The sequence below is a fragment of the Mycobacterium sp. Root265 genome (assembly GCF_001428895.1).
Taxonomy (GTDB): domain Bacteria; phylum Actinomycetota; class Actinomycetes; order Mycobacteriales; family Mycobacteriaceae; genus Mycobacterium.
In genome coordinates this window covers 299,401-319,536 of record NZ_LMJA01000028.1, presented here as the reverse complement: position 1 = coordinate 319,536, position 20,136 = coordinate 299,401, and the positions used below count along the sequence as shown (strand labels likewise).

Sequence of the window (20,136 nt, the reverse complement as noted above, 5' to 3'; positions counted from 1 at the left end):
GCGGGCAGGAGGTCATATTCGTGGGTGAACGTCAGCTCCATCTGAACGCGTTCCTGATGAGTACCGGGCACCACGAGGCCTCCTGGCGGCTGCCGGAGAGCAACCCGTTCGCAGCAACCGACGTGGCGCACTACGCCGAACTCGCCAGGATCGCCGAACGCGGCACCTTCGATTCGCTGTTCCTGGCCGACAGCCCGCAACTGAACGGGGATGTGGGGCGCCGTCCGCTCGGCGTGCTGGAGCCGTTGACGTTGTTGACCGCGTTGGTGGCGGTCACCGACCGGATCGGGCTCATCGCCACCGCCTCGACGTCCTACAACTCCCCCTACAATCTGGCCCGCCGGTTCGCCTCGCTCGATCATGTCAGTGGCGGGCGTGCCGGCTGGAACATCGTCACCACCGCGACGGTGGACGCGGCGCGCAACTTCGGGCTCGACGAGTTGCCCGACCACGCGTCCCGCTATGCCCGCGCCGAGGAGTTCGTCCATGTCGCGCGCAAGCTCTGGGACAGCTGGGAGGACGACACCGTGGTCGCCGACAAGGCCACCGGGCAGTGGGGCGATCAGTCGAAGATCCATCCCGCCGGGCATCGGGGCGAGTTCTTCTCGGTGCAGGGGGCGCTGAACATCCCCCGCTCGCCGCAAGGTTATCCCCTGCTGGTGCAGGCCGGGTCGTCGGAGGACGGAAAGACGTTGGCCGCCAGGCATGCCGAGGCGGTGTTCACCGCGCAGCAGACGCCTCAGGAGGCACGTGCCTTCTACACCGACCTCAAGGCGCGCGCCGCCGCACACGGCCGCGACCCGGACACCGTCAAGATCCTGCCCGGCATTGTCCCGGTGATCGGCAGCACCGAGGCCGAGGCCGCCGCCAAGGACCGCGAGCTCGATGAGGCGATCGTGCCCACCTATGCGCACCAGCAGCTGGCCACCACGTTGCGGATACCGCTGGAGCAGCTTCCGCTCGACGAGCCGCTGCCCACCGAACTACTGCCCGAGGACGCCATCGAGGGCGCCAAGAGCCGGTACACGTTGGTCGTGGAACTGGCCCGGCGCGAACACCTCACGGTGCGGGAGCTGATCGGGCGGCTCGGTGGCGGCCGTGGCCACCGCACCTTCACCGGCACCCCCGAACAGGTGGCCGACACCATCGAGGAATGGTTCCGCGGCGGGGTCGCCGACGGATTCAACATCATGCCTCCGCTGCTGCCCTCCGGCCTCGCGGCGTTCGTCGATCACGTGGTGCCGATCCTGCGGTCGCGGGGCCTGTTCCGTACCGAGTACACGGCCTCGACACTGCGCGGACACTACGGACTGCAGCGGCCGGCGAACTCCAACCTCTTGGCCGCGGCGCACCTGTGAGTGGCAGCGAGTTCCTCTGGTACATCCCGAACACCGTGGAACCCGGGCATCGCGGCGATGACACCGTCGCCGGCTGGGGCACCCTGGACTACACGGTCGATCTGGCGTTGCGCGCCGAGCAGCACGGGTGGGGCGGCGCGCTGATCGGTACCGGGTGGGGCCGGCCGGACACCTTCACCCTGGCCACCGCGGTGGCGGCGCGCACCACGACGTTCACCCCGCTGGTCGCGGTGCGGCCCGGCTACTGGCATCCGGCTCATTTCGCGAGCGCGGCCGCGACCCTGGATCAGCTCAGCGGCGGCCGGCTCTTCATCAACATCGTCAGCGGCACCGATGATCTGGCGGCCTACGGTGACGGCGAGTTCGACAAGTCCCGCCGGTATGACCGCACCCGGGAGTTCCTGCAGATCGTGCGCCGCCTGTGGCACGAGGAGGATGTCAGCGTCACCGGCGAGTTCTTCCGTGTCGAGCATTCGACCGTCGCGCCGCGAACGTTCGGAGCCGAACTGGGACGCCACCCGCGCCTGTACTTCGGTGGTGCCTCGGCGGCCGCCGAACAGGTCGCGGCCGGCGAGGCCGATGTCCAGCTGTTCTGGGGCGAACCGCTCGACGGGGTCGCCGAACGCATCGACCGCCTCACGTCGTTGTCCGACAGACTGGGTCGCGAGCACCCGCCGCTGGAGTACGGTCTGCGCGTCACCACCCTGGTGCGGGACACCTCAGCGCAGGCGTGGCACGACGCCGAGGCGAAAATCGCCGAAATCGCCGGCAAACCCGATCTGCACGGCCGCAACCAGGGCCCCGCGGTGGGACAACAACGGCTGCTCGATCTCGCCGAGCGCGGTGAGGTGCTGGACTCCTGTCTCTACACCACGCCCGGCCGTTACGGCGGTGGCGGCGCGGGCACCACCTGGCTGGTCGGGTCGGCGCAGGAGGTGGCCGACGCCCTGCAGCGTTACGCCGATCTGGGCGTCAGCCATTTCGTGCTGTCCGACACCCCGTACAAGAGCGAGGTCGGCCGGGTGGGAGACCAGTTGCTCCCGCTGTTACGAGAATCTGTTGACAAGGAGATCCGATGGACCTACAACTGACCGGCAAGCGCGCCATCATCACGGGCGGCAGCAAGGGAATCGGGCTGGCCGTGGCGCACGCGCTGGCGGCCGAGGGCGTGGACGTGGTGCTGGCCGCGCGCACCAAGGACACCTTGGAGAAGGCGGCCGCGCAGGTCTCCGAGCGCAGCGGCCGCCGCGCCATCCCCGTCGTGACCGACACCGGTGACGACGAGTCGGTCAAGGCGCTCGTCGCGCGGGCAGTCGAGGAGCTCGGTGGTGTCGACATCCTTATCAACAATGCGTCGAATCAGGCTGTCGGAGCCGGCTTTCCCGACCTGGCGGGCACCAGTGACGAGGACTTCTGGGCCGATGTGAACGTCAAGGTGGTGGGTTATCTGCGCGCCGCTCGCGCGGTGGCACCGCATCAGGTGCAGCAAGGTTGGGGACGGATCATCAACGTCAGCGGCCTGGGTTACCGGCAGACGCATTCCATCGTGCGCAGTATCCGCAATGTCAGCGTGGCCGCGCTCACCAAGAACCTCGCGGACGAACTGGGACCGCACGGGGTGAACGTCACCGTCGTGCATCCCGGCCAGACCCGAACCGAGACCAAGAACCCGACGAAGGAGAGCGCGAACAACGCCATCGGCCGGGTGGTCGATGCCGCCGAGGTCGCCGATGTCATCGCGTTCCTCGCCTCGCCGCGCAGCGTCGCCATCACCGGGGACGCCGTCGCGGCCGGTGGCGGCCTACTGGGGACGGTGAACTACTGATGGCCCGTCCCCGCCTGATCCTCAACGCGTTCACCATGAACACCGCCACCCACGTGTCCTACGGCTTGTGGCGCAGTCCCGAAACCCGCAGCGGGGAATTCGATCAACTGCAGGTGTGGGTGGATCTGGTGAAGTTGCTCGAGCGCGGCAAGTTCGACTCGGTGTTCTTCGCCGATGTGGTGGGCGTCTACGACGATTACCGCGGCGGCTGGGAGACGTATTTGCGGGAAGGCCTGCAGATTCCCAACCATGATCCGTCGGCGATCGTATCGGCGCTGGCGCTGTCCACCGAGCATCTGGGCCTGGTGATCACCAGTTCGGTGCTGCAGGATCATCCGTTCTCGTTCGCGCGCAAGATCTCCACTCTCGATCACGCCTCCCGCGGGCGGATCGGCTGGAATGTGGTCACGAGCGCGCTGAAGAACTCGGCCCGCAACTTCGGGCTCGCCGAGCGCGAGGAACACGACAAGCGCTACGAATGGGCCGAGGAGTACACCGAGGTGGTGTACAAGCTGTGGGAGGGTTCCTGGGATGACGGCGCCCTGTTGCGGGACCGGGAACGCGGTATCCACGCCGACCCCGACAAGGTGCACAAGATCCACCATGCCGGTCCCCGCTACAACGTGGAGGGCCCGCATCTGAGCTTCCCGTCGCCGCAGCGCACCCCGGTGATCTTCCAGGCCGGAACGTCAACGGCCGGGCGGGCATTCGCTGCACGGCACGCCGAGGGCGTGTTCCTCAACTCGGCGTCGCCCAAGGGCGCCAAGGTGGTGATCGACGACACCCGCGACCGGGCGGTGGCCGCCGGCCGCCGCCGCGGGGACATCAAGTTCCTGCAGGGCCTGTCCTTCGTCGTCGGGTCCACCGAAGCCGAAGCCAGGGCGCGCGCCGCCGAACTCGACGAGTACCTGAGTGTGGACGGCCTGATCGCGCATCGCAGCGGCGGTATCGGGATCGACCTGGGCGGGCTGGATCACCACACCCCCATCGGCGATCTGGCCGCCGGGGTGCAGGGCACCCGCAGCACCATCGAGGCGCTCATCGCCGCCGCTCCCCCGGGCACCAACCCGACGATCGCCGATCTGATCCGCCAGCAACAGGAGTCCACCCGCATCGTCGGCACGCCAGAACAGATCGCCGATGCGCTCGAGCGGTGGCAGGACGCCGGGGTCGACGGGGTCAACATCCGCTACATCACCACTCCGGGCAGCTTCGAGGAGTTCATCGATCACGTGCTGCCCGAACTGCGGCGCCGCGGACTGGCCCAGACCGAGTACGCGCCGGGAACGCTGCGCGACAAGATCTTCGGGGCGGGCGCTGCGCTGCCGGACCGACACCCGGCCCGGTACTGGCGAGGCAGGTTCACCCCGTCGCCGGCCGCGGCGAGCTGAGGGCAGCCGCGACGGTCTGCTCCAGGAGGACGGCGATGGTGGTCGGGCCGACGCCGCCGGGCACCGGTGTGATCAGCCCGGCGCGCTCGGCGGCCGCCGCGTACTCGACGTCACCGACATTGCCCGGGTTGTACCCGGCGTCGATGACCACCGCCCCGGGTGCGATCCAGTCACCCCTGATGAGCTCGGGCTTCCCGACCGCCGCGATCACGATGTCGGCGCGGGCGATGACACCGGGCAGGTCCACAGTGCGCGAATGGCAGTAGGTGACGGTGGCGTTGTGGGCCAGCAACAGCATTCCGACGGGCTTGCCCAGGATGGGGCTGCGGCCCACGACAACGGCGTGCTGCCCGGTCGGATCGACACCGTACGCGTGGAGGAGGTGCATGATGCCGGCCGGGGTGCACGACCGGAATCCGTGTCCGCCCAGGGCCATGGCCGCGAAGGACGCCGTGGTGACCCCGTCGACGTCCTTGCCGGGTGCGATCGCCTCGAACACCGCGCGTTCATCGATCTGGGCGGGCATCGGGTGCTGGACGAGGATGCCATCGACGGTGTCGTCCGCCGAAAGGTGTTCGACCAACGCGACGACGTCGGCGGTGCTCGCCGTGGCGTCGACATGGTGACTGCGGGAATACAGGCCGGTGGTGCGGCAGCGGTTGATCTTCATCCGCACGTAGGTGTGCGACGCCGGGTCATCGCCGACCAGCACCGTTGCCAGACAGGCCTTTCGGCCTGCGGCGTGTTCGAACTCCACGGCCTTTCGGCGGGTGTCGGCCAGGATGTCGTTGGCGACGCGTACGCCGTCGATGATGTTCGCAGTCAAGGTGCGTGCTCCTCGCAGATGAGGAGCACCCAGGCGGTCGATGCTTCCGAGACGTGTGCTTCCTGGTGGTGTCCCACCTTCGCCAGTCGCGATTCACACAGTACCCAAGAACGCGGCAGCGATGTCATCGCTGGTTGTCAGCCAGACATCGGGCCGCGATGCCAGATAGGCAAGCACCTGATCGAAATACTTGTGCCGGAAGGCCTGCCCGATGACGAACGGATGCAGCGCCAAGGCCAGTACCCGCCCCGACCCGTTCGCGGCATCCGCGGACAGTTGTTCGTACTGGTCGATGACGATCTGCACGAATTCCGGACCGGTGAAGCCCTTTCCGAACAGCAGCAGGTCGTTGAGCTCCACCGAATACGGGACGCTGAGCATCCCGTATTCGGTCAGCGGGTAGGGCTGGTCGTCATTGGTCCAGTCGAGCACGTACCGATAGCCGAGGTTGGCCAACAACTCCGGGGTGTGATGGGTCTCGGTGAGGCCAGGGCCCATCCAGCCCAGCGGTCTGCGGCCGGTGGCCTCGGCGATGGCGGCGGTGATCTCGGTGAGCAGCCGGCGTTCTTCGTCGACACCGAACCCGTTGTGCAGGATCGAGTTGGTCCGACCATGCGCCAACCACACCCAGTCACGTTCCCGTCCGGCGGCGATGATCTGCGGATGGTGTTCGATGACTGCGGAATTGAGCAGCACGCTGGGCCGCACACCGTGCCGGTCGAGGCTCTCGATGGTCCGCCAGATACCGACCCGGGCTCCGTAGTCACGCCACCCGTAATTCAGCGCGTCGGGCTGCAGGTCGGCGGTGCCGGGCCAGATGCTGGTCGAGGGCCGGTCCGGCAGGAAGTGTTCGACGTTGAGGCCGATGTACACGGCGACCCGGGCGCCGCCGGGCCAGCTCAGCGGGGGCCGTTCGGTGATCGGGCTGTAGTGGAACGGGGGGTTGGGTTGCGAGGTCATGCCGCACGGTAGGAGCTGACACCGATGTCAGGGTCAAGCTCCTGCGGTATAACGGGCTGATGCGCATCGGTGAACTGGCACAGCGCACCGGAGTGAGCGAACGCTCACTGCGGTACTACGAGCAGCAGGGTCTGCTGGTGTCGTCGCGTACTCCCGGCGGGCAGCGTGATTACGCCGAGCAGGCGGTCGACCGCGTGATCCACATCCAGGAACTGTTCGCCGCCGGGCTGCCCAGCCGGACCATCGTCGGGCTGCTGCCGTGTATGCGCGATCACGACGGCGGGCCCGCCCCGCACGCCACCGGCCGGCTGGTCGACGAGCTGACCTCCGAACGCGAACGGCTCGACCGCGCCATCCGTGAACTCACCGGGTCCCGGGCGGTGCTCGACGGCGTGATCGCCGCCGTGCAGCCGGAATCAGGGTGCGCGGATCCCTTGTAACCGCAGCCCAGCGGCGCAGACTGGTGTTGGCCCCGACGCGAGCGTGGAATGACCCGTCGCCGGAGACCGTTGTCGCCTGAGACCGCGCACGAAAGCGAGAAGATCTGTGGCACACCTTCACCTCGGCGTCGCCCTGGACGGCACCGGCTGGCACCCGGCGTCGTGGCGGCAGTCCGACGCCCAACCCGCCGACCTGCTGACCGCGCCCTACTGGGCCGAGCTGGTGGTCGAGGCCGAGCGCGGAATGCTGGACTTCGTCACCATCGAGGACGGGCTGGCGCTGCAGTCGGATCATCCGTGGCGGCCCGATCACCGCACCGACCGTGTCCGCGGCCGCGTCGACGCCGTGCAGATCGCAGCACGGGTGGCGCCGACGACCCGCCACATCGGGCTGATCCCCACCGCCATCACCACCCACACCGAACCGTTCCACCTGTCCAAGGCCGTCGCCACGCTCGACTACGTCAGCACCGGGCGGGCCGGCGTGCGGGTACAGATCTCCGCCAACCCCGAGTCCGCGGGCCACTTCGGGCGCCAGGTGGCCGACGACGCGCTGGCCGAGGCCGCCGACTATGTCGAGGTGCTGCGCCGGCTGTGGGACAGCTGGGAGGACGACGCCGAGATCCGCGATGCCGCCACCGGCCGGTTCATCGATCGGGACAAGCTGCACTACATCGACTTCGAGGGACGCTGGTTCTCGGTCAAGGGCCCGTCGATCACGCAGCGACCGCCGCAGGGCCAGCCGCTGGTCGCCGCGCTCGGTCACGGCGACCCGGCCTATCAGCTGATCGCCTCCAGTGCCGATATCGGGTTCATCACCCCGCACGGCGCCGACGAGGTCGGCACCATCATCGAGACCATCGCCGCGCTGCGCACAGACGGTGCCCCGCCATTGCGGATCTTGCCGGACCTGGTGGTGTTCCTGGCCGATACCCCGACCGCCGCCGCGGCGCACCGCGCCCAACTCGACGAGCTGCTGGGCCGCGAATACATCAGCGATGCCGAGGTTTTCGTCGGCACCCCCGCGCAGCTGGCCGACCTGCTGCAGCAGTGGCAGACCGCCGGTGCGGACGGATTCCGCTTGCGGCCGGCCAGCATCCCGCACGATCTGCGCCAGATCACCGGCGCGCTGGTCCCCGAACTGCAGCGCCGAGGCGTGTTCCGCAGTGGCTACCAGGGATCCACTCTGCGTGACCTGTTCGGCCTGTCCCGCCCCGCCAACCGGTACGCACACTCCTAGGACATCCAGATGACCAAGCCGCTCAAGCAGATTCATCTCGCCGCGCACTTCCCCGGTGTCAACAACACCACCGTCTGGAGCGATCCGAACTCGGGCAGCCACATCGACTTCGGTTCGTTCACCCATTTCGCCCAGACCGCCGAGCGGGGCAAGTTCGATTTCCTGTTCCTGGCCGAAGGCCTGCGCCTGCGCGAACAGGGCGGGCAGATCTATGACCTCGACGTGGTCGGGCGCCCGGACACCTTCACGGTGCTCGCAGCGCTGGCCGCCGTCACCGAACGGCTCGGGCTGACCGGAACCATCAACTCGACGTTCAATGAACCCTATGAAGTGGCACGTCAGTTCGCGTCGCTGGATCATCTGTCCGGGGGGCGCGCCGCCTGGAACGTCGTCACCTCGTGGGATGCCTTCACCGGTGAGAACTTCCGGCGCGGTGGGTATCTGGCCGAGGAGCAGCGCTACGCTCGTGCCGAGAGTTTCCTGGCCGCCGCGCATACCCTGTTCGACGCGTGGCGCGGTGACGAGATCGTCGCCGACAAGGACACCGGCACATTCCTGTCAGACCCCGACGCCGGCGGATTCTCTTATCGGGACGAGCATTTCGACATCTCCGGCCGGTTCAATGTTCCGCGCAGCCCGCAGGGCCGCCCGGTCATCTTCCAGGCCGGCGACTCCGATCACGGCCGCGAGTTCGCCGCACGCTCAGCCGATGCGATCTTCTCCCGGCACGGCACCCTTGCCGAGGGTCAGGCGTTCTACGCCGATGTGAAGGGACGGCTGGCCGCGTACGGCCGCAGTCACGATCAGCTGTTGATCCTGCCCGCGGCGACGTTCGTACTCGGCGACACCGATTCCGAGGCCGCCGATATCGCCCACGAGGTGCGGTTGGCGCAGGTGTCCCCGGCGACCGCAATCAAGTTCCTGGAGCAGCTGTGGAACCGGGATTTGTCCGACCACGACCCGGACGGCCCGTTGCCGTCCGTCGACCCGGTGGTCGGTGAGAACACCATCGCCCGGGGCCGGGCCAGCGTCCGGATGCACCGCGATCCGATCGCCGTCGCCAACGAGTGGCGCGCCAAAGCCGAGGGCGAAAACCTCAGCACTCGTGAACTCATCATCGAGGTGACGGGACGGCAGAACTTCATCGGGTCACCGGCGACGGTGGCCGAGGAGATCAACAAGCTGGTGCAGGCCGATGCCAGTGATGGATTCATCCTGGTCCCGCATGTCACCCCGGCCGGACTCGATCCGTTCGTCGATTCGGTGGTGCCGTTGCTACAGGAGCGCGGGGTGTTCCGTAGCGACTATGCGGGCACCACGCTGCGCGAGCACCTCGGTCTGGCGCCGGCCGCGCATCTCACTCCACAACCGTCGGCGCGTCGGTGACCTTGACCAGCCGCACCTGCGGCCGGTCGGGCACCTCGTCGGCCAGGAACCAGCGGAAGGCCAGGTTGCCCCGCGGGTAGTCCAGTGTTGTCAGCGAATTCGGGTGCTCGGTGAGGCCCCGGGACACCACCACGGTCACCGAACCGTCGCCATTGGGTACCGCGGTGTGGCCGTTGAGCGAACTGCGGGCATCGCGCACGCCCGGCGTCGCCATGAACTGGTTCCACACCACCAGGTTCCAGAACCGGCAGGCCGGTGGCCGGTGGGTGATCACCAGCGCCTCGTCCTCGGCGAGATCGAAGCTGCCGTAGCCGTAGCAGGCATCGCGCGCCGACCACCCGAAGTTTGCGTCCGGCACCTGGTAGGGCGCTGCGAAATCGTTGGCCGCCATGGCTGTCTCATGACCGAGTTCGTGGTTGTCGGCGACCTTCGCGCCGACGGCCAGCGGCAGGATCGCGAACATGGTGCGCATCCAGGCCGCGCTGGCGCGCAGCGCCGAGGCCGTCTCGGCGTCGCCGTGTCGGAAGGCGTCGGGTGCATCGAGGGCCTCGATGTTCCAGGCGACGGCGGTGCCGGTGTGCGGGTCGGCCTGGTAGTCGCGGGTCATCAACACGGCGGCGTCGGGTTGTGGGCCGAACTCGAAGGAGAAGTTCCCCTCGGCGTCGAAGTCCAGGTCGTCATCACGGAACAGCGCGACAATCCGGTCCGACCACGCGCCGGGGGCGGGTTCGTTGTAGGCGGTCACCGAGAAGTACACGCTGTCACCACGATTGCCGCTGATCCGGTAGCGCCGCTGCGGGTCGACCGGGCACATGAAGTAGATGGCGTCGGTGTTGTCCCCACCCCAGCGCCGGTCCGGACGCCACGGCGAGTTGACCTCCAACCACTGGGGGCGGCTCGGGTCGGCGAACAGGTAGGTGTCCAGCGCGACGCCCAGGGTGGTGGCCAGCATGCGGTATCCGTCCCCGATGTGGCGGTCGTCGGTCACGGCCTTGTCCCCCTGCAGGAAGGAGCGGTCCAGGTCACGCAGGGTGTCGAGCAATTCCCGCCAGGCCGTTGTCGATTCGTGTGTCATGTACTGATTCCTCTCACGATCAGGGTGGCGGTGCGTTCGATCCACGCATCGTCGGGGACGGCACCGCGGGCGAGCAGTGCCACAAAGGTGATGCCGGCAATGGATTCGGCGAGGTCGGTGGCGGTGACATCGGCGCGCATCTCGCCGCGGGCCACGGCGGCCGCCAGGTACTCACCGAGACCGCGCACGATGATGTCACCGAAGCGTTCCAGCAGGGTGGTGTGCAGGGCGGGGTCGGCGGCCATCTCCCCTACCAGTCCGGGCAGCGCCGCGCGGGCGGCGGGGGTGCTGAACACCGCCAGCGTGCGGCGCACCATTTCCCGGATGTCTCCCAACAACGTTCCGGTGTCGGGTAGTTCGGTGCCGGCATCGAGCGGGAACACCGCCTCGTGGACGAGCGCGGCCTTGCTGGGCCAGCGACGGTAGATCGCCGGCTTACTGGTGCCGGCGCGCGCCGCGATGGCGCCGACGGTGAGTTCGGCATAGGGGGTCTCACCGATCAACTCCACCGTGGCGCGCAGCACGGCGTCGTCGATCTGCGGATTTCGGGGGCGCCCGATCTCTGTCGTCATTACGAAACTCAGAGTAACATAAGTCGCTGTGACCGACACCACAGCAGGAATCGTCCACCTCGACGACCTGGCCGAGCCGCGGTACAGCGTTGAGGCTCAACAGATCCGGGACATGATGGCCGCCATCGCGCCGGACTTCCCGCTGGATTCCGCGGTGCTGCACGCCCGCGCCCAAGCCGACACCGGCCTCACCGACTTCGGTCCCGATGACTACCGCGAGCGCCTGGACCGGTATGTGGCCGAACTGCGCGAGATCGACATGCATGCCCCCGGGGTGGTGAACTTTCACGCACAACTGGTGCAGTGGCTCAAGAACCGGCTGTTGCTGACCGACCTACTGGCGCGCCACCCCGAGATCCGCGACGTCGAGGTGTTGCCGCCGGTCGTCATCGCCGGACTGCCCCGCACCGGCACCACCCACCTGCACAACCTGCTGGCGGCTCCCCCGACCTTTCGCAGCCTGCCGTATTGGGAGGGCGTCGAGCCGTTTCCCTCACCGGGCGAAGCGGGCCTGTCACCCGACCCGCGCGTCACACGGATGGACATGGCGGTACAGGTGATGGACACCCTGATGCCGCACTTCGCGCTGATGCACGAGATGACCACCGAGCATGTGCACGAAGAGATTCAGCTGTTGGCCAACGATTTCTCCACGATGCTCATGGAGACGCTCGCCGACGTGCCGCGGTGGAGCCAGTACTACTGGTCGCGGGATCAGACGAGTTCGTATGAGTACCTGCGCACCCAACTGCAGGCGTTGCAGTTCCTGCGCGGCGGCCGGCGCTGGGTGCTGAAATCGCCTCAGCACCTCGGCCAGCTCGCGGTGCTCGACGCCGTCTTCCCCGGGGTGATCGTCGCGTTCACCCACCGCGATCCGGTACCGGTGGCGCTGTCGATGATCGCGATGATCACCTACAGCGAGCGGATGCACCGCGACCGGGTGGACGTCGCGCGCACCGCGGCGGGCTGGGTGAACCGGCTGGAGAAGCTGCTCGCCGAGTGTGTGCGCCAACGCGACACCATCCCGGTCGAACGCTCCGTCGACATCCGGTTCGACGATTTCATGGCCGACGAACTCGGCACCGCCGAAAGGTTGTTCGCGCTGGCCGGCGAGCCGTTCGACGAGCCGGTGCGCAGCTCGATCACCGGCTACCTCGATGGTCACCGCCGCGGCAGGTTGGGCCGGGTCGCGACGTCGGCGCAGATGTTCGGTCTGGACGAGGACGACCTGCGGGCGCGGTTCGCCGGGTACTCGAAGCGGTTCCTGAGCTAGAAAAAGGACCAAAGTCCTCTGGGGCGGTGCCATTGGACTCCGGTGCGGCTGGAGTCCGGTTTTCTACTGTCGACTCATGACCTACGTGATCGGCTCGGCATGCGTTGACGTGATGGACAAGTCGTGTGTGGCGGAATGCCCCGCGGACTGCATTTACGAGGGCGCGCGTTCGCTGTACATCAATCCGAATGAGTGCGTCGACTGCGGCGCGTGCCGGATCGCGTGCCGGCTCGATGCGATCGAGTACGAGACCGATCTGCCCGAGGACGAGCTGGCGCACCTGGCCGACAATGCGGACTTCTTCCTGACCGTCTTGCCGGGACGTGATGCGCCGCTGGGGTCACCGGGCGGTGCGCACGCGCTGGGGCGGGTCGGCGCCGACACTCCGCTGGTGGCGGCGATACCGGCGCGGAACGTCGCGGGTCACGCCGCGAAGATCTGAGAGTCGTCGGCAAATGCTTTGAATTCCAGAGCATTTCCCGCAGGATCGAGCAGGAACATCGTCCACTGCTCGCCGACCTCTCCGGCAAATCGGACATACGGCTCGATGACGAACGCGACGCCCGCGCTGCGCAGGCGGTCGGCCAACGTGTGAAACTCCGGGATGCTGAGGATCAGGCCGAAGTGCGGCACCGGGACGTCGTGGCCATCGACCGGGTTGTGGACGTCCTGCGCTCGGCTGGCGGCCAGATGTGTCACCACCTGGTGGCCGTGAAAGTTCCAATCCACCCACGTGTCGGAGCTTCGGCCCTGCGGTAGGCCGAGAACCTCGCCGTAGAACCGGCGAGCCGCGGCCAGATCGTCGACCGGCATGGCGAGGTGAAAGCGTGCCCGGGTGTCTCCGTTGCCATCCATGTCTGAATGTTAACATTGCGACATGGATGCCGCCGCGATGCCCGAACGCAGCATGGTGGCCCCCGCCCGCAGGCGGGGTCTGGCCGACGAGGTCGCCGATCGGGTGCGTGAGGCAATTTTCAGTGGCAGTTATGCACCAGGCACTCAGCTCCGCGAAGTCGAGCTGTCGTTGGCTCTCGACGTGAGTCGAGGACCTGTCCGCGAAGCCCTGATCCGGCTGGAACGAGAAGGTCTGGTGCGCACAGGATGGCACCGCGGTGCCACGGTCACCTCGCTGTCCCCGGACGATATCGCCGAGATCGACAGCCTGCGTGGGGCACTCGAGGAGCTCGCCGTGCAGAGTCTGATCACCCGCGCTTCGGATGAGGACATCACCGCGATCGAGCGCGCTGCCGAGAAGATGCAACGGGTCAGCGACGACCATGACATGGTCAGCTGCGATATCGCCTTTCACGATGCCGTCTACGCGGCAGCCCGGCACCGGCGCCTTCAGGACGCTTGGTTCGCCATTCGCTCCCAGGTGCAGCTCTTTCTGCTCAGCCGCATCGGTGTCGACAATCGGGGCTACGTTCAGCACGTGCGCGACGAACACCGCGATCTTGTCAGCGCGTTGCGCGCCCGCGACGCTGATTCCGCGCTCGCACTGTTCGCCGCACACCGCAGGCACGCATTCGACATCGTCAGCGGAGCGCCTTTGCCGCGGAGCTGATCCGGTCGACGATCGTGGTTTCCACCAGTGCGTCGAACGAAGGCGCCTGACGGATCATGTTCTCGTCGAGGAGGATCCGCATCCACCGCTCGGTGGCGGCGGGGTCGATGCGGGTGGTGTCCCAGGTGTGCGAACCCAGCATCCGCGCGCACGCCTTCCGCAGGGGCACCGCTGGGGTCGTCGGCCAGTGCTGCTCCAGTAGCGGGTGCAAGTCTGCGAGGTCGACCGATGTCATCAGTTGCATCGACTCCTCCAGTGCCGCGGTGAACGCCACCAACCGATCGGTCAGTTCGGCGAACCGGTCGGTCCGGCAGTAGTACACGCTGTTGGGACCCAGCCCGCCCGTCTGGGTGTACTCCTCGGCGATGTATCCGGTCCCCCGCTCCTGCAACACCTCGGCGTTGACGAGGTCCAGCACGATCGCCTCACCAAGGCCCGCTTCGAAGAGTTCGATGAACATCGGGGTGGACAGATCACGCAGGAAGGTGATGGATGCCGGATCCACGCCGGCCTCCCTGATCAGCCCGGCGGTGAAGGCGTACGGTGCGCTACCGCCGATACCGGGTGCCAAGACGGTCGCGCCAACCAGTTCGGACCACCCGAAATCCGTTCGCGGGCTGCGGGTCACCAGAGCCTTCGGGAACTGGTGGTTCACCTGAGCGAACACCGTCAGCTCGCGCGGCGTGTTCCAGTACATCGCCGGCACCCACAGCCCACCGAGGGCGACGTCGGCCGCTCCACTGTCCAGGTCGTCGAGCACCCCGGTCCACGGGTCCTTGGCCGTCGCGTTCACCTGCAGACCGCGTTCGCTGAACAACCCGAGGGTGTCGGCGTAGTACTGAGGCAGGTAGTTGGGAGCGTGAGCGGTAGCGGAGATATTGAGCTGCAACATATTCGGATTCCTTACTGGTTGGTTGAGGGGGGTTCAGGCGTTGACCAGAACCGGCTTCTCGGTAACGGTCTCGAGGGATTTGCCGAACGTCTCCGGGCCGAAGCGGGCGGCGACCACCAGCAGGGCGTACATGATGGCGATCATGGCGAACACTCCGGCGACGCCCCAGCGGTCGAAGAAGAACAGTGCGGCGAACGGCATGACTGCTCCGGCCACATTGCCGATGCCGTTCACCACGGAGGTGCCCATGGCGCGCACCGAGGTGGGGAACAGTTCCGGTGACCACACCGAGAGCATGGTGTTGAGCATCATGGTGAAGAACTGGAAGATCATGCCCAGCACCAGGATCAGCGCGGTGGTGTCGGCGAAGGAGGCGAAGCAGATCGCGGAGATGCAGCCCAGGACGGCGGCGATACTGACCGTCAGCCGCCGGGGCGCCTTACCCGCCAGATAGGACGCGGCGCAGGCGCCGAACAGCGATCCGATGTTCATGATCATGGTGAAGGCCAGCGAGTCCGACAGCGAGTAGCCGCGGGAGACCAGCAGGATCGGCATCAGGAACAGCAGGGTGACCTGTGCTCCGAAGGACATCCAGGAGGCCGAGCCGATGGCGATGGTGCGCTTGAGGTTTTCGCCCTTGAACACCTCGGCATAGCTCGACTTCACCTTGACGGGGATGTCGGAGATGGTGACGAACTGCTGGGTCGGGCCGGGCTTGCGCAGGCCCCTGATGCTGCCGGAGGCCAACCGCGTCAGGCTCTTGTTGGCGTCTTCGACGCGGCCCTTGCTCAGCAGGAACCGCGGCGACTCGGGCAGGTAGCGACGGAAGAACACGACCAGCACGGCGGGGACGGCCAGGATGACGTAGGTCCAGCGCCACGCGCTGTCGTTGCCGCCAAGGGCGCCGTTGAGGGGTCCGAGCACCAGCCAGAAGAAGCCGAAGGAGGCGATGTTGCCGATGCCGCCGGAGGAAATGTTCAGTGTCGCCAGCAGCGTGCCGCGGTGCCGGGTGGCGACGATCTCGGCGAGAATCGCCAGGCCGACGGTGAATTCGCCGCCCAGACCGATGCCGACGATGAAGCGGCTGGCCAACAGCATCTCGTAATTGACTGCGGCGGCGCTGATCAGTCCACCGAGGGTGTAGACCAAAAGGTTCAGGCTGAGCGCCATCCGCCGGCCCCAGCGGTCGGCGATGTAGCCGCCGATGATGCGGCCCGCAAGGCCGCCCAGCACGGTGGCGGTGTTGATCATGGTCAGCTCTGCGTTGCCGATGCCGAACGACTCCTTGAGTAGGGGCCCCATCGCACCGGTGGAGTTCTGCTCCAGCGAATCGAAGAACAATCCGGCCATCAACAACAGGATCAGCGCGGCCTGGACTCGGCCGAAGCCGATGCGGTCCAGGACGGCGGTGAGACCGGTGGAAACTGCGGGATCAGTGCTGGGGTGCGTGATCTCAGGGGGGACGGTGGCGGTGCGACGGAAGGACATTGGGGACTCCAGGTGTGAGAGAACGAAACACGATGGAGTCAGTTGTATACGAAACCTGTTACATGGCCATTTCCCAACAGGGATTTTCTGTTACGACCATGAAAACATGGGACTGATTGAAATACAATCTAGGAGGTTAGGCGTCGCCGAACTTGTCCGCGAAGTACCGCTCGTCGCGCTGCAGGTGCTCGTCCATCAGGTAACCCGCCTGCACGGATGAGCCATTCACGATCGCCAGGGCCAGCACTCGGTGGTCACCAACCGACGCGTCGGGATTGTGCCCCAAACCCCACTGAACACGCCGGTTCACGTTGGCGAGCATCTCTTCGAGCTGGCGGTTGCCCGAAGCCGCTGCGACCAGTTCGTGAAACGACCGCCCGTGTGGCTGGCCGTCATGATGGTTTTCTTCTGCGACGGCGGTCAGTTCCTCGGCGACCGCGCCGCCACGGTTGGCGGCCGCCAATTGGGCGGCCAGAATCTCCAGACCTCGGCGGATCTGCAGGAGCTCCCGGCTGTCTTGAACGAGCGTCTCCGAGACCGTCGCACCGCGGTAACGGACGATCGTCACGAATCCCTCGGACTGCAGCCGGGTCAGCGCCTCGCGCACCGGCACCCGCGATACCCCGAACTGCTTCGCGATCGCCTCTTCGACCAGACGCCCTCCCCCGGCCAAGCGCCCCGCCAAGATGTCCTCACGCAGCGCGTGCGCGATCGAGTCACCCGTCGATTCCACTCGGGACACCGGCTCTGTCATAAGAGGTCCAGTATGGCGTGTGCCGATTCAGTCGTGCGTGACGTCGCCGGGCGCGTCACCGATACGCGATGACGGTGCCGATACCCACGGTCAGCAGTGCGGCGCCAATCAGGATGAGCGCCAACGTCGTTGCCATCGACTGGTGCCTGGAGATGTGGCGCTTCGCGGTCGCCAGCCAGCGGTCGACGAGTGCGGGCGCCACCAGGTAGCCCGCGACCGGGATGGCGATCGTCGAGGTGGCCACCGCGGTGTAGAGCGCCAGCACCACAGCGAGAGCAGCGATACTCAGTGCCGCCGAACCGATGAGGAAGCCCGCGGCGGCGTTCGCCGCCATCACCTTCAGGTTGGTCACCACCAGCACCGCGCCGAGGATTGCCGCCGCCAGCGGGGTGACCCGGGTCAGCCCGATGAGCCATTGCGGGGCGCGGATCACCTTGTCCCGGCGGGTCCACGAATATGCCGCGGCCAGCAGTGTCAGCAGTCCCAACCCGATCTGGATCCAGCCGATCGTCGACGAGGGGGTCGTCTCGATGCGGTCGACCAGGTGCGGTGCCCGGACGAACAGCGCCGTCACGCCGATCTGCCCGAGCACCGAGCCGGCCAGGAAGGACAGCCCGGTCGCCCGTGGGCGCGGCGCGTTGAACACCAACGCCAGTGCCGGGACAACCTTGAATGGCGACCACGCCACGATGAGCGCGGGCGCCACCAGTTGGGCGAACAGGGACACGGACACGCGGGCAATCGTGCTACGAACTGCCCGAACCGGACAGGGTTGGAATCACCCGACATTGCCGCACCAGGTCGGCCAGTGCGGCGTCATCCCCGGCCGGCACCGCGATCGTCAGCCCGTCGCAGAGTCCGGCGTACCACTGTCCGAGCAGCTCGGGAACCTCCTCGTAGGTGCCGTGCGGGACCAATTGTTCGAGTGCACCGAGATCGGTGACGCCGATGCGCTCCAGCTGACAGCGGTAGGCGGGGGTGCTGTACAGGAACGCCAGCTCACTACGCCGGGCGTCCTGCAGCGCCTGGATCTCCTCGTGCGTCGCGGCCATCAGCGGTTGCGGATTGGCGATCACCCTCGGTGACCCGCCGGCCAGCGCCGGCAGCGTCTGGGTCCGCAGGATCGTCGGGTGCGAGTTGGTGGGGTGACAGACGTACCCGTCGGCCATCTCGCCGGCCACGGCGACCATGCGCTTGTTGACGCCACCGGTCCAGATCTGCGGCGCGGGATGACCGATCGGCCCGGGGTTGAAGTAGGGCTGCAGCGTGTCGAATGTGTAGTGCGTGCCAACGTAGTTCAGGCGATCACCGGTGTGGAAGGCATGGAAGATCGCCCGCAGTGCGCGGATGTAGTCGGCCATGCGCGATACCGGTTCGGACCACGTGGTGGAGAAGCGGCCGACGATATTGCCGCGCACCTGGGAGGCGATGCCCAGCTGAAATCTGCCACCGGACACGCGCGCCAGGTCCCAGGCCGCGTAGGCGGTGATCATCGGGCTGCGCGGGAACGCCAGCACCATGCTGGTGCGCACGGTGATGGCAGTGGTGGCCTGCACCGCGAAGGCGGCCACCATGAACGGGTCGTGGACGGTCTCGGAGACGTGGATGGTGTCGAAGCCGAGGCGTTCGGCGCGTGCCGCGAACGCGCCGATCTCGGCCGGGCCGAGGGTCGCGGGTGCGGTGGCCACCATTTCCACCCCTATGTCATAGCAGGAGGAGGACCCTGGACCTTGTCGAAAGGGGACACTGATGATCGAGGTGCTCACGGACATGCCCGACGGGGTGACCGGCATCCGGGCGTCGGGGCGGATCACTGGTGAGGATTTCCGCGCGTTCGCGCCCACCATGGAGGCACTGGGCGCGGCGAAAGAGATCCGCATCGTCGAGGTGATCGCGCCGGACTACGAGGGCTTCGGGCCAGGTGGGCTGGCCGCGGACCTGAAGATGGGGTTCGGCACACTGCTGCAACATCATTCGGCGTTCAGGCGGATCGCGGTGGTGTCCGACAAGGACTGGGTTCGCCACACCATGCACGCGCTGGGCTGGATGGTGCCCGGTGAGCTCGCGGTGTTCGGCCTGGATGAGCTGGACAAGGCCAAGGAGTGGGCGGCCGGTTGAGAACGCCCTCAGCGGCGATGTTTGACGCCGCAAGCAGCTGGAGACTCCGACGACATGAAACGTCGCCTGCTGATCACTCTCGCCGCTGCCGCGGCCCTTGTCGCACCGAGTGTGACGACAACGCACCTCGCCGCGCCGGCGAACGCCGAACCCGCCTTCGTGCTGCCCGCCCTGCCGTACGCACCGTCTGCCCTGGAACCGGTGATCGACACCGAGACCATGACGATCCATCACGGCAAGCACCATCAGGCCTACGTCGATGCGCTCAACTCCGCCGTCGCCGCCGACCCTGCGCTACAGGGAGTTCCGCTCGAAGACCTCGTCGCGCGGGCCGGGACATTGCCGACCACGGTGCGCAACAACGCCGGCGGACACTGGAACCACAGCTTCTTCTGGACGACGATGACGCCGCGTGCCCAATCGGGCGGCCCCTCCCCGGAACTGCAGGGTGCCATCGACCGGCAGTTCGGATCGCTGGACGGACTCAAGTCGGCGGTCAATGACGCGGGCACCAAGCGCTTCGGGTCGGGCTGGACCTGGCTCGTCGTCGATCAGGGTGGGCAGTTGGCGGTCACCTCCACGCCCAATCAGGACAACCCGCTGATGGATGTCGTCGAGGTCAAAGGCACTCCGTTGCTGGGCAACGACGTGTGGGAGCACGCCTACTACCTCAAGCACCAGAACCGGCGCGGCGAGTATCTCTCCGACTGGTGGCAGGTAGTCGACTGGGATGTCGTCTCCTCGCGGTACGCGCAGGCGCAGACCGGGTGAGCTGATAGCCTCGCCACCAGCCGTGGTGTTCGGGAAGCCGGTGCGATACCGGCGCGGCCCTCGCCACTGTGATCGGGACATGCAGCATCTCTTTCCTCTGCGCACAACGCAGCGGGGTCACTGAGAACCTCACCGGTTCTTGGGAAGGCCGAGATGCCTGCACCCGTCAGCCAGGAGACCGGCCACGGCTACAGAAGTACCCC

22 protein-coding genes and 2 riboswitches are annotated in these 20,136 nt (G+C 67.1%); of the genes, 12 read left to right on the top strand and 10 right to left on the bottom strand.

All coding sequences use genetic code 11. The features are described 5' to 3' along the window. Window positions 1-20: 20 nt before the first annotated feature. The 4 genes from ASE48_RS20400 to ASE48_RS20385 are packed head-to-tail and all read left to right on the top strand — an operon-like array spanning window position 21 to window position 4,574. Window positions 21-1,358, top strand: coding sequence for an LLM class flavin-dependent oxidoreductase (locus ASE48_RS20400; RefSeq protein ID WP_268766320.1), 1,338 nt, complete (start codon window positions 21-23; stop codon window positions 1,356-1,358). Continuing rightward, the gene (locus tag ASE48_RS20395) at window positions 1,355-2,449 is read left to right on the top strand and encodes an LLM class flavin-dependent oxidoreductase (RefSeq protein WP_057168938.1); all 1,095 of its coding nucleotides are present in this window, start codon (window positions 1,355-1,357) and stop codon (window positions 2,447-2,449) included. Before ASE48_RS20400 ends, ASE48_RS20395 begins: the two co-directional genes overlap by 4 nt. After that, a complete protein-coding gene (locus ASE48_RS20390) occupies window positions 2,434-3,183 on the top strand; it encodes an SDR family NAD(P)-dependent oxidoreductase (RefSeq protein ID WP_057168937.1) in 750 nt (249 codons plus the stop codon). The genes ASE48_RS20395 and ASE48_RS20390 overlap by 16 nt, the downstream gene beginning before the upstream one ends. Next, complete coding sequence (locus ASE48_RS20385; RefSeq protein ID WP_057168936.1) at window positions 3,183-4,574, top strand: NtaA/DmoA family FMN-dependent monooxygenase; 1,392 nt, start codon at window positions 3,183-3,185, stop codon at window positions 4,572-4,574. Before ASE48_RS20390 ends, ASE48_RS20385 begins: the two co-directional genes overlap by 1 nt. On the opposite strand, the gene ASE48_RS20380 is transcribed toward ASE48_RS20385, so the two are convergent. Further along, complete coding sequence (locus tag ASE48_RS20380; RefSeq protein ID WP_057168935.1) at window positions 4,546-5,400, bottom strand: bifunctional 5,10-methylenetetrahydrofolate dehydrogenase/5,10-methenyltetrahydrofolate cyclohydrolase; 855 nt, start codon at window positions 5,398-5,400, stop codon at window positions 4,546-4,548. The two genes, ASE48_RS20385 and ASE48_RS20380, sit on opposite strands and share 29 nt — an antisense overlap. A gap of 20 nt (window positions 5,401-5,420) precedes the next feature. Continuing rightward, a riboswitch (ZMP/ZTP riboswitch) is annotated at window positions 5,421-5,500 on the bottom strand. Then, a complete protein-coding gene (locus ASE48_RS20375) occupies window positions 5,494-6,360 on the bottom strand; it encodes a polysaccharide deacetylase family protein (RefSeq protein ID WP_057168934.1) in 867 nt (288 codons plus the stop codon). It overlaps the preceding riboswitch by 7 nt. A 59-nt stretch (window positions 6,361-6,419) precedes the next feature. Between ASE48_RS20375 and ASE48_RS20370 the strand changes: the two genes are divergently transcribed. The 3 genes from ASE48_RS20370 (at window position 6,420) to ASE48_RS20360 (ending at window position 9,426) form a co-directional block, all read left to right on the top strand. Further along, window positions 6,420-6,800 carry a MerR family transcriptional regulator gene (locus ASE48_RS20370; RefSeq protein ID WP_057168933.1) on the top strand — a complete coding sequence of 127 codons (381 nt, stop codon included), beginning with the start codon at window positions 6,420-6,422 and terminating at the stop codon, window positions 6,798-6,800. A gap of 106 nt (window positions 6,801-6,906) precedes the next feature. Beyond that, a complete protein-coding gene (locus ASE48_RS20365) occupies window positions 6,907-8,040 on the top strand; it encodes an LLM class flavin-dependent oxidoreductase (protein ID WP_057168932.1) in 1,134 nt (377 codons plus the stop codon). A 9-nt stretch (window positions 8,041-8,049) separates the two neighbouring features. Then, entirely contained in the window at window positions 8,050-9,426 is a 1,377-nt protein-coding gene (locus tag ASE48_RS20360; RefSeq protein WP_057168931.1) for an NtaA/DmoA family FMN-dependent monooxygenase, read from the top strand. Here the strand turns inward: ASE48_RS20360 and ASE48_RS20355 are convergent. After that, a complete protein-coding gene (locus ASE48_RS20355; RefSeq protein WP_057168930.1) occupies window positions 9,398-10,501 on the bottom strand; it encodes a DUF1214 domain-containing protein in 1,104 nt (367 codons plus the stop codon). The two genes, ASE48_RS20360 and ASE48_RS20355, sit on opposite strands and share 29 nt — an antisense overlap. Continuing rightward, window positions 10,498-11,073 carry a TetR/AcrR family transcriptional regulator gene (locus ASE48_RS20350; RefSeq protein WP_057168929.1) on the bottom strand — a complete coding sequence of 192 codons (576 nt, stop codon included), beginning with the start codon at window positions 11,071-11,073 and terminating at the stop codon, window positions 10,498-10,500. Before ASE48_RS20350 ends, ASE48_RS20355 begins: the two co-directional genes overlap by 4 nt. A gap of 28 nt (window positions 11,074-11,101) precedes the next feature. Here ASE48_RS20350 and ASE48_RS20345 point away from each other — a divergent pair, with 28 nt between their 5' ends. Continuing rightward, window positions 11,102-12,346, top strand: a complete 1,245-nt coding sequence (locus tag ASE48_RS20345) for a sulfotransferase family protein (RefSeq protein ID WP_057168928.1) — start codon at window positions 11,102-11,104, stop codon at window positions 12,344-12,346. Between the two features lie 76 nt (window positions 12,347-12,422). Continuing rightward, window positions 12,423-12,788, top strand: coding sequence for a ferredoxin (fdxA, locus tag ASE48_RS20340; protein WP_057168927.1), 366 nt, complete (start codon window positions 12,423-12,425; stop codon window positions 12,786-12,788). Here fdxA and ASE48_RS20335 read toward each other — a convergent pair. Next, entirely contained in the window at window positions 12,770-13,201 is a 432-nt protein-coding gene (locus ASE48_RS20335; RefSeq protein WP_057168926.1) for a VOC family protein, read from the bottom strand. The two genes, fdxA and ASE48_RS20335, sit on opposite strands and share 19 nt — an antisense overlap. A gap of 22 nt (window positions 13,202-13,223) precedes the next feature. Between ASE48_RS20335 and ASE48_RS20330 the strand changes: the two genes are divergently transcribed. Then, entirely contained in the window at window positions 13,224-13,910 is a 687-nt protein-coding gene (locus ASE48_RS20330) for a GntR family transcriptional regulator (RefSeq protein WP_235571369.1), read from the top strand. On the opposite strand, the gene ASE48_RS20325 is transcribed toward ASE48_RS20330, so the two are convergent. From ASE48_RS20325 to ASE48_RS20305, 5 genes are all read right to left on the bottom strand, one after another. After that, window positions 13,882-14,802 carry an ABC transporter substrate-binding protein gene (locus ASE48_RS20325; protein ID WP_057168925.1) on the bottom strand — a complete coding sequence of 307 codons (921 nt, stop codon included), beginning with the start codon at window positions 14,800-14,802 and terminating at the stop codon, window positions 13,882-13,884. The two genes, ASE48_RS20330 and ASE48_RS20325, sit on opposite strands and share 29 nt — an antisense overlap. A 33-nt stretch (window positions 14,803-14,835) precedes the next feature. Continuing rightward, a complete protein-coding gene (locus tag ASE48_RS20320) occupies window positions 14,836-16,290 on the bottom strand; it encodes an MFS transporter (RefSeq protein WP_200962217.1) in 1,455 nt (484 codons plus the stop codon). A 136-nt stretch (window positions 16,291-16,426) separates the two neighbouring features. Then, on the bottom strand, window positions 16,427-17,023 hold the full coding sequence (locus tag ASE48_RS20315; protein ID WP_162264251.1) for a GntR family transcriptional regulator: 597 nt from the start codon (window positions 17,021-17,023) through the stop codon (window positions 16,427-16,429). 76 nt (window positions 17,024-17,099) lie between these two features. Further along, window positions 17,100-17,777, bottom strand: a complete 678-nt coding sequence (locus ASE48_RS20310; RefSeq protein ID WP_057168923.1) for a GAP family protein — start codon at window positions 17,775-17,777, stop codon at window positions 17,100-17,102. 13 nt (window positions 17,778-17,790) lie between these two features. After that, window positions 17,791-18,741: an LLM class flavin-dependent oxidoreductase gene (locus ASE48_RS20305; protein WP_057168922.1), complete on the bottom strand. Its 951-nt coding sequence runs from the start codon at window positions 18,739-18,741 to the stop codon at window positions 17,791-17,793. Between the two features lie 52 nt (window positions 18,742-18,793). Here ASE48_RS20305 and ASE48_RS20300 point away from each other — a divergent pair, with 52 nt between their 5' ends. Together ASE48_RS20300 and ASE48_RS20295 are read left to right on the top strand one after the other, a co-directional pair. Further along, the gene (locus tag ASE48_RS20300) at window positions 18,794-19,162 is read left to right on the top strand and encodes an STAS/SEC14 domain-containing protein (RefSeq protein WP_057168921.1); all 369 of its coding nucleotides are present in this window, start codon (window positions 18,794-18,796) and stop codon (window positions 19,160-19,162) included. Between the two features lie 54 nt (window positions 19,163-19,216). Continuing rightward, window positions 19,217-19,933: a superoxide dismutase gene (locus ASE48_RS20295; protein ID WP_057168920.1), complete on the top strand. Its 717-nt coding sequence runs from the start codon at window positions 19,217-19,219 to the stop codon at window positions 19,931-19,933. Between the two features lie 6 nt (window positions 19,934-19,939). Next, window positions 19,940-20,134, top strand: a riboswitch (cobalamin riboswitch). Window positions 20,135-20,136: the final 2 nt, after the last annotated feature.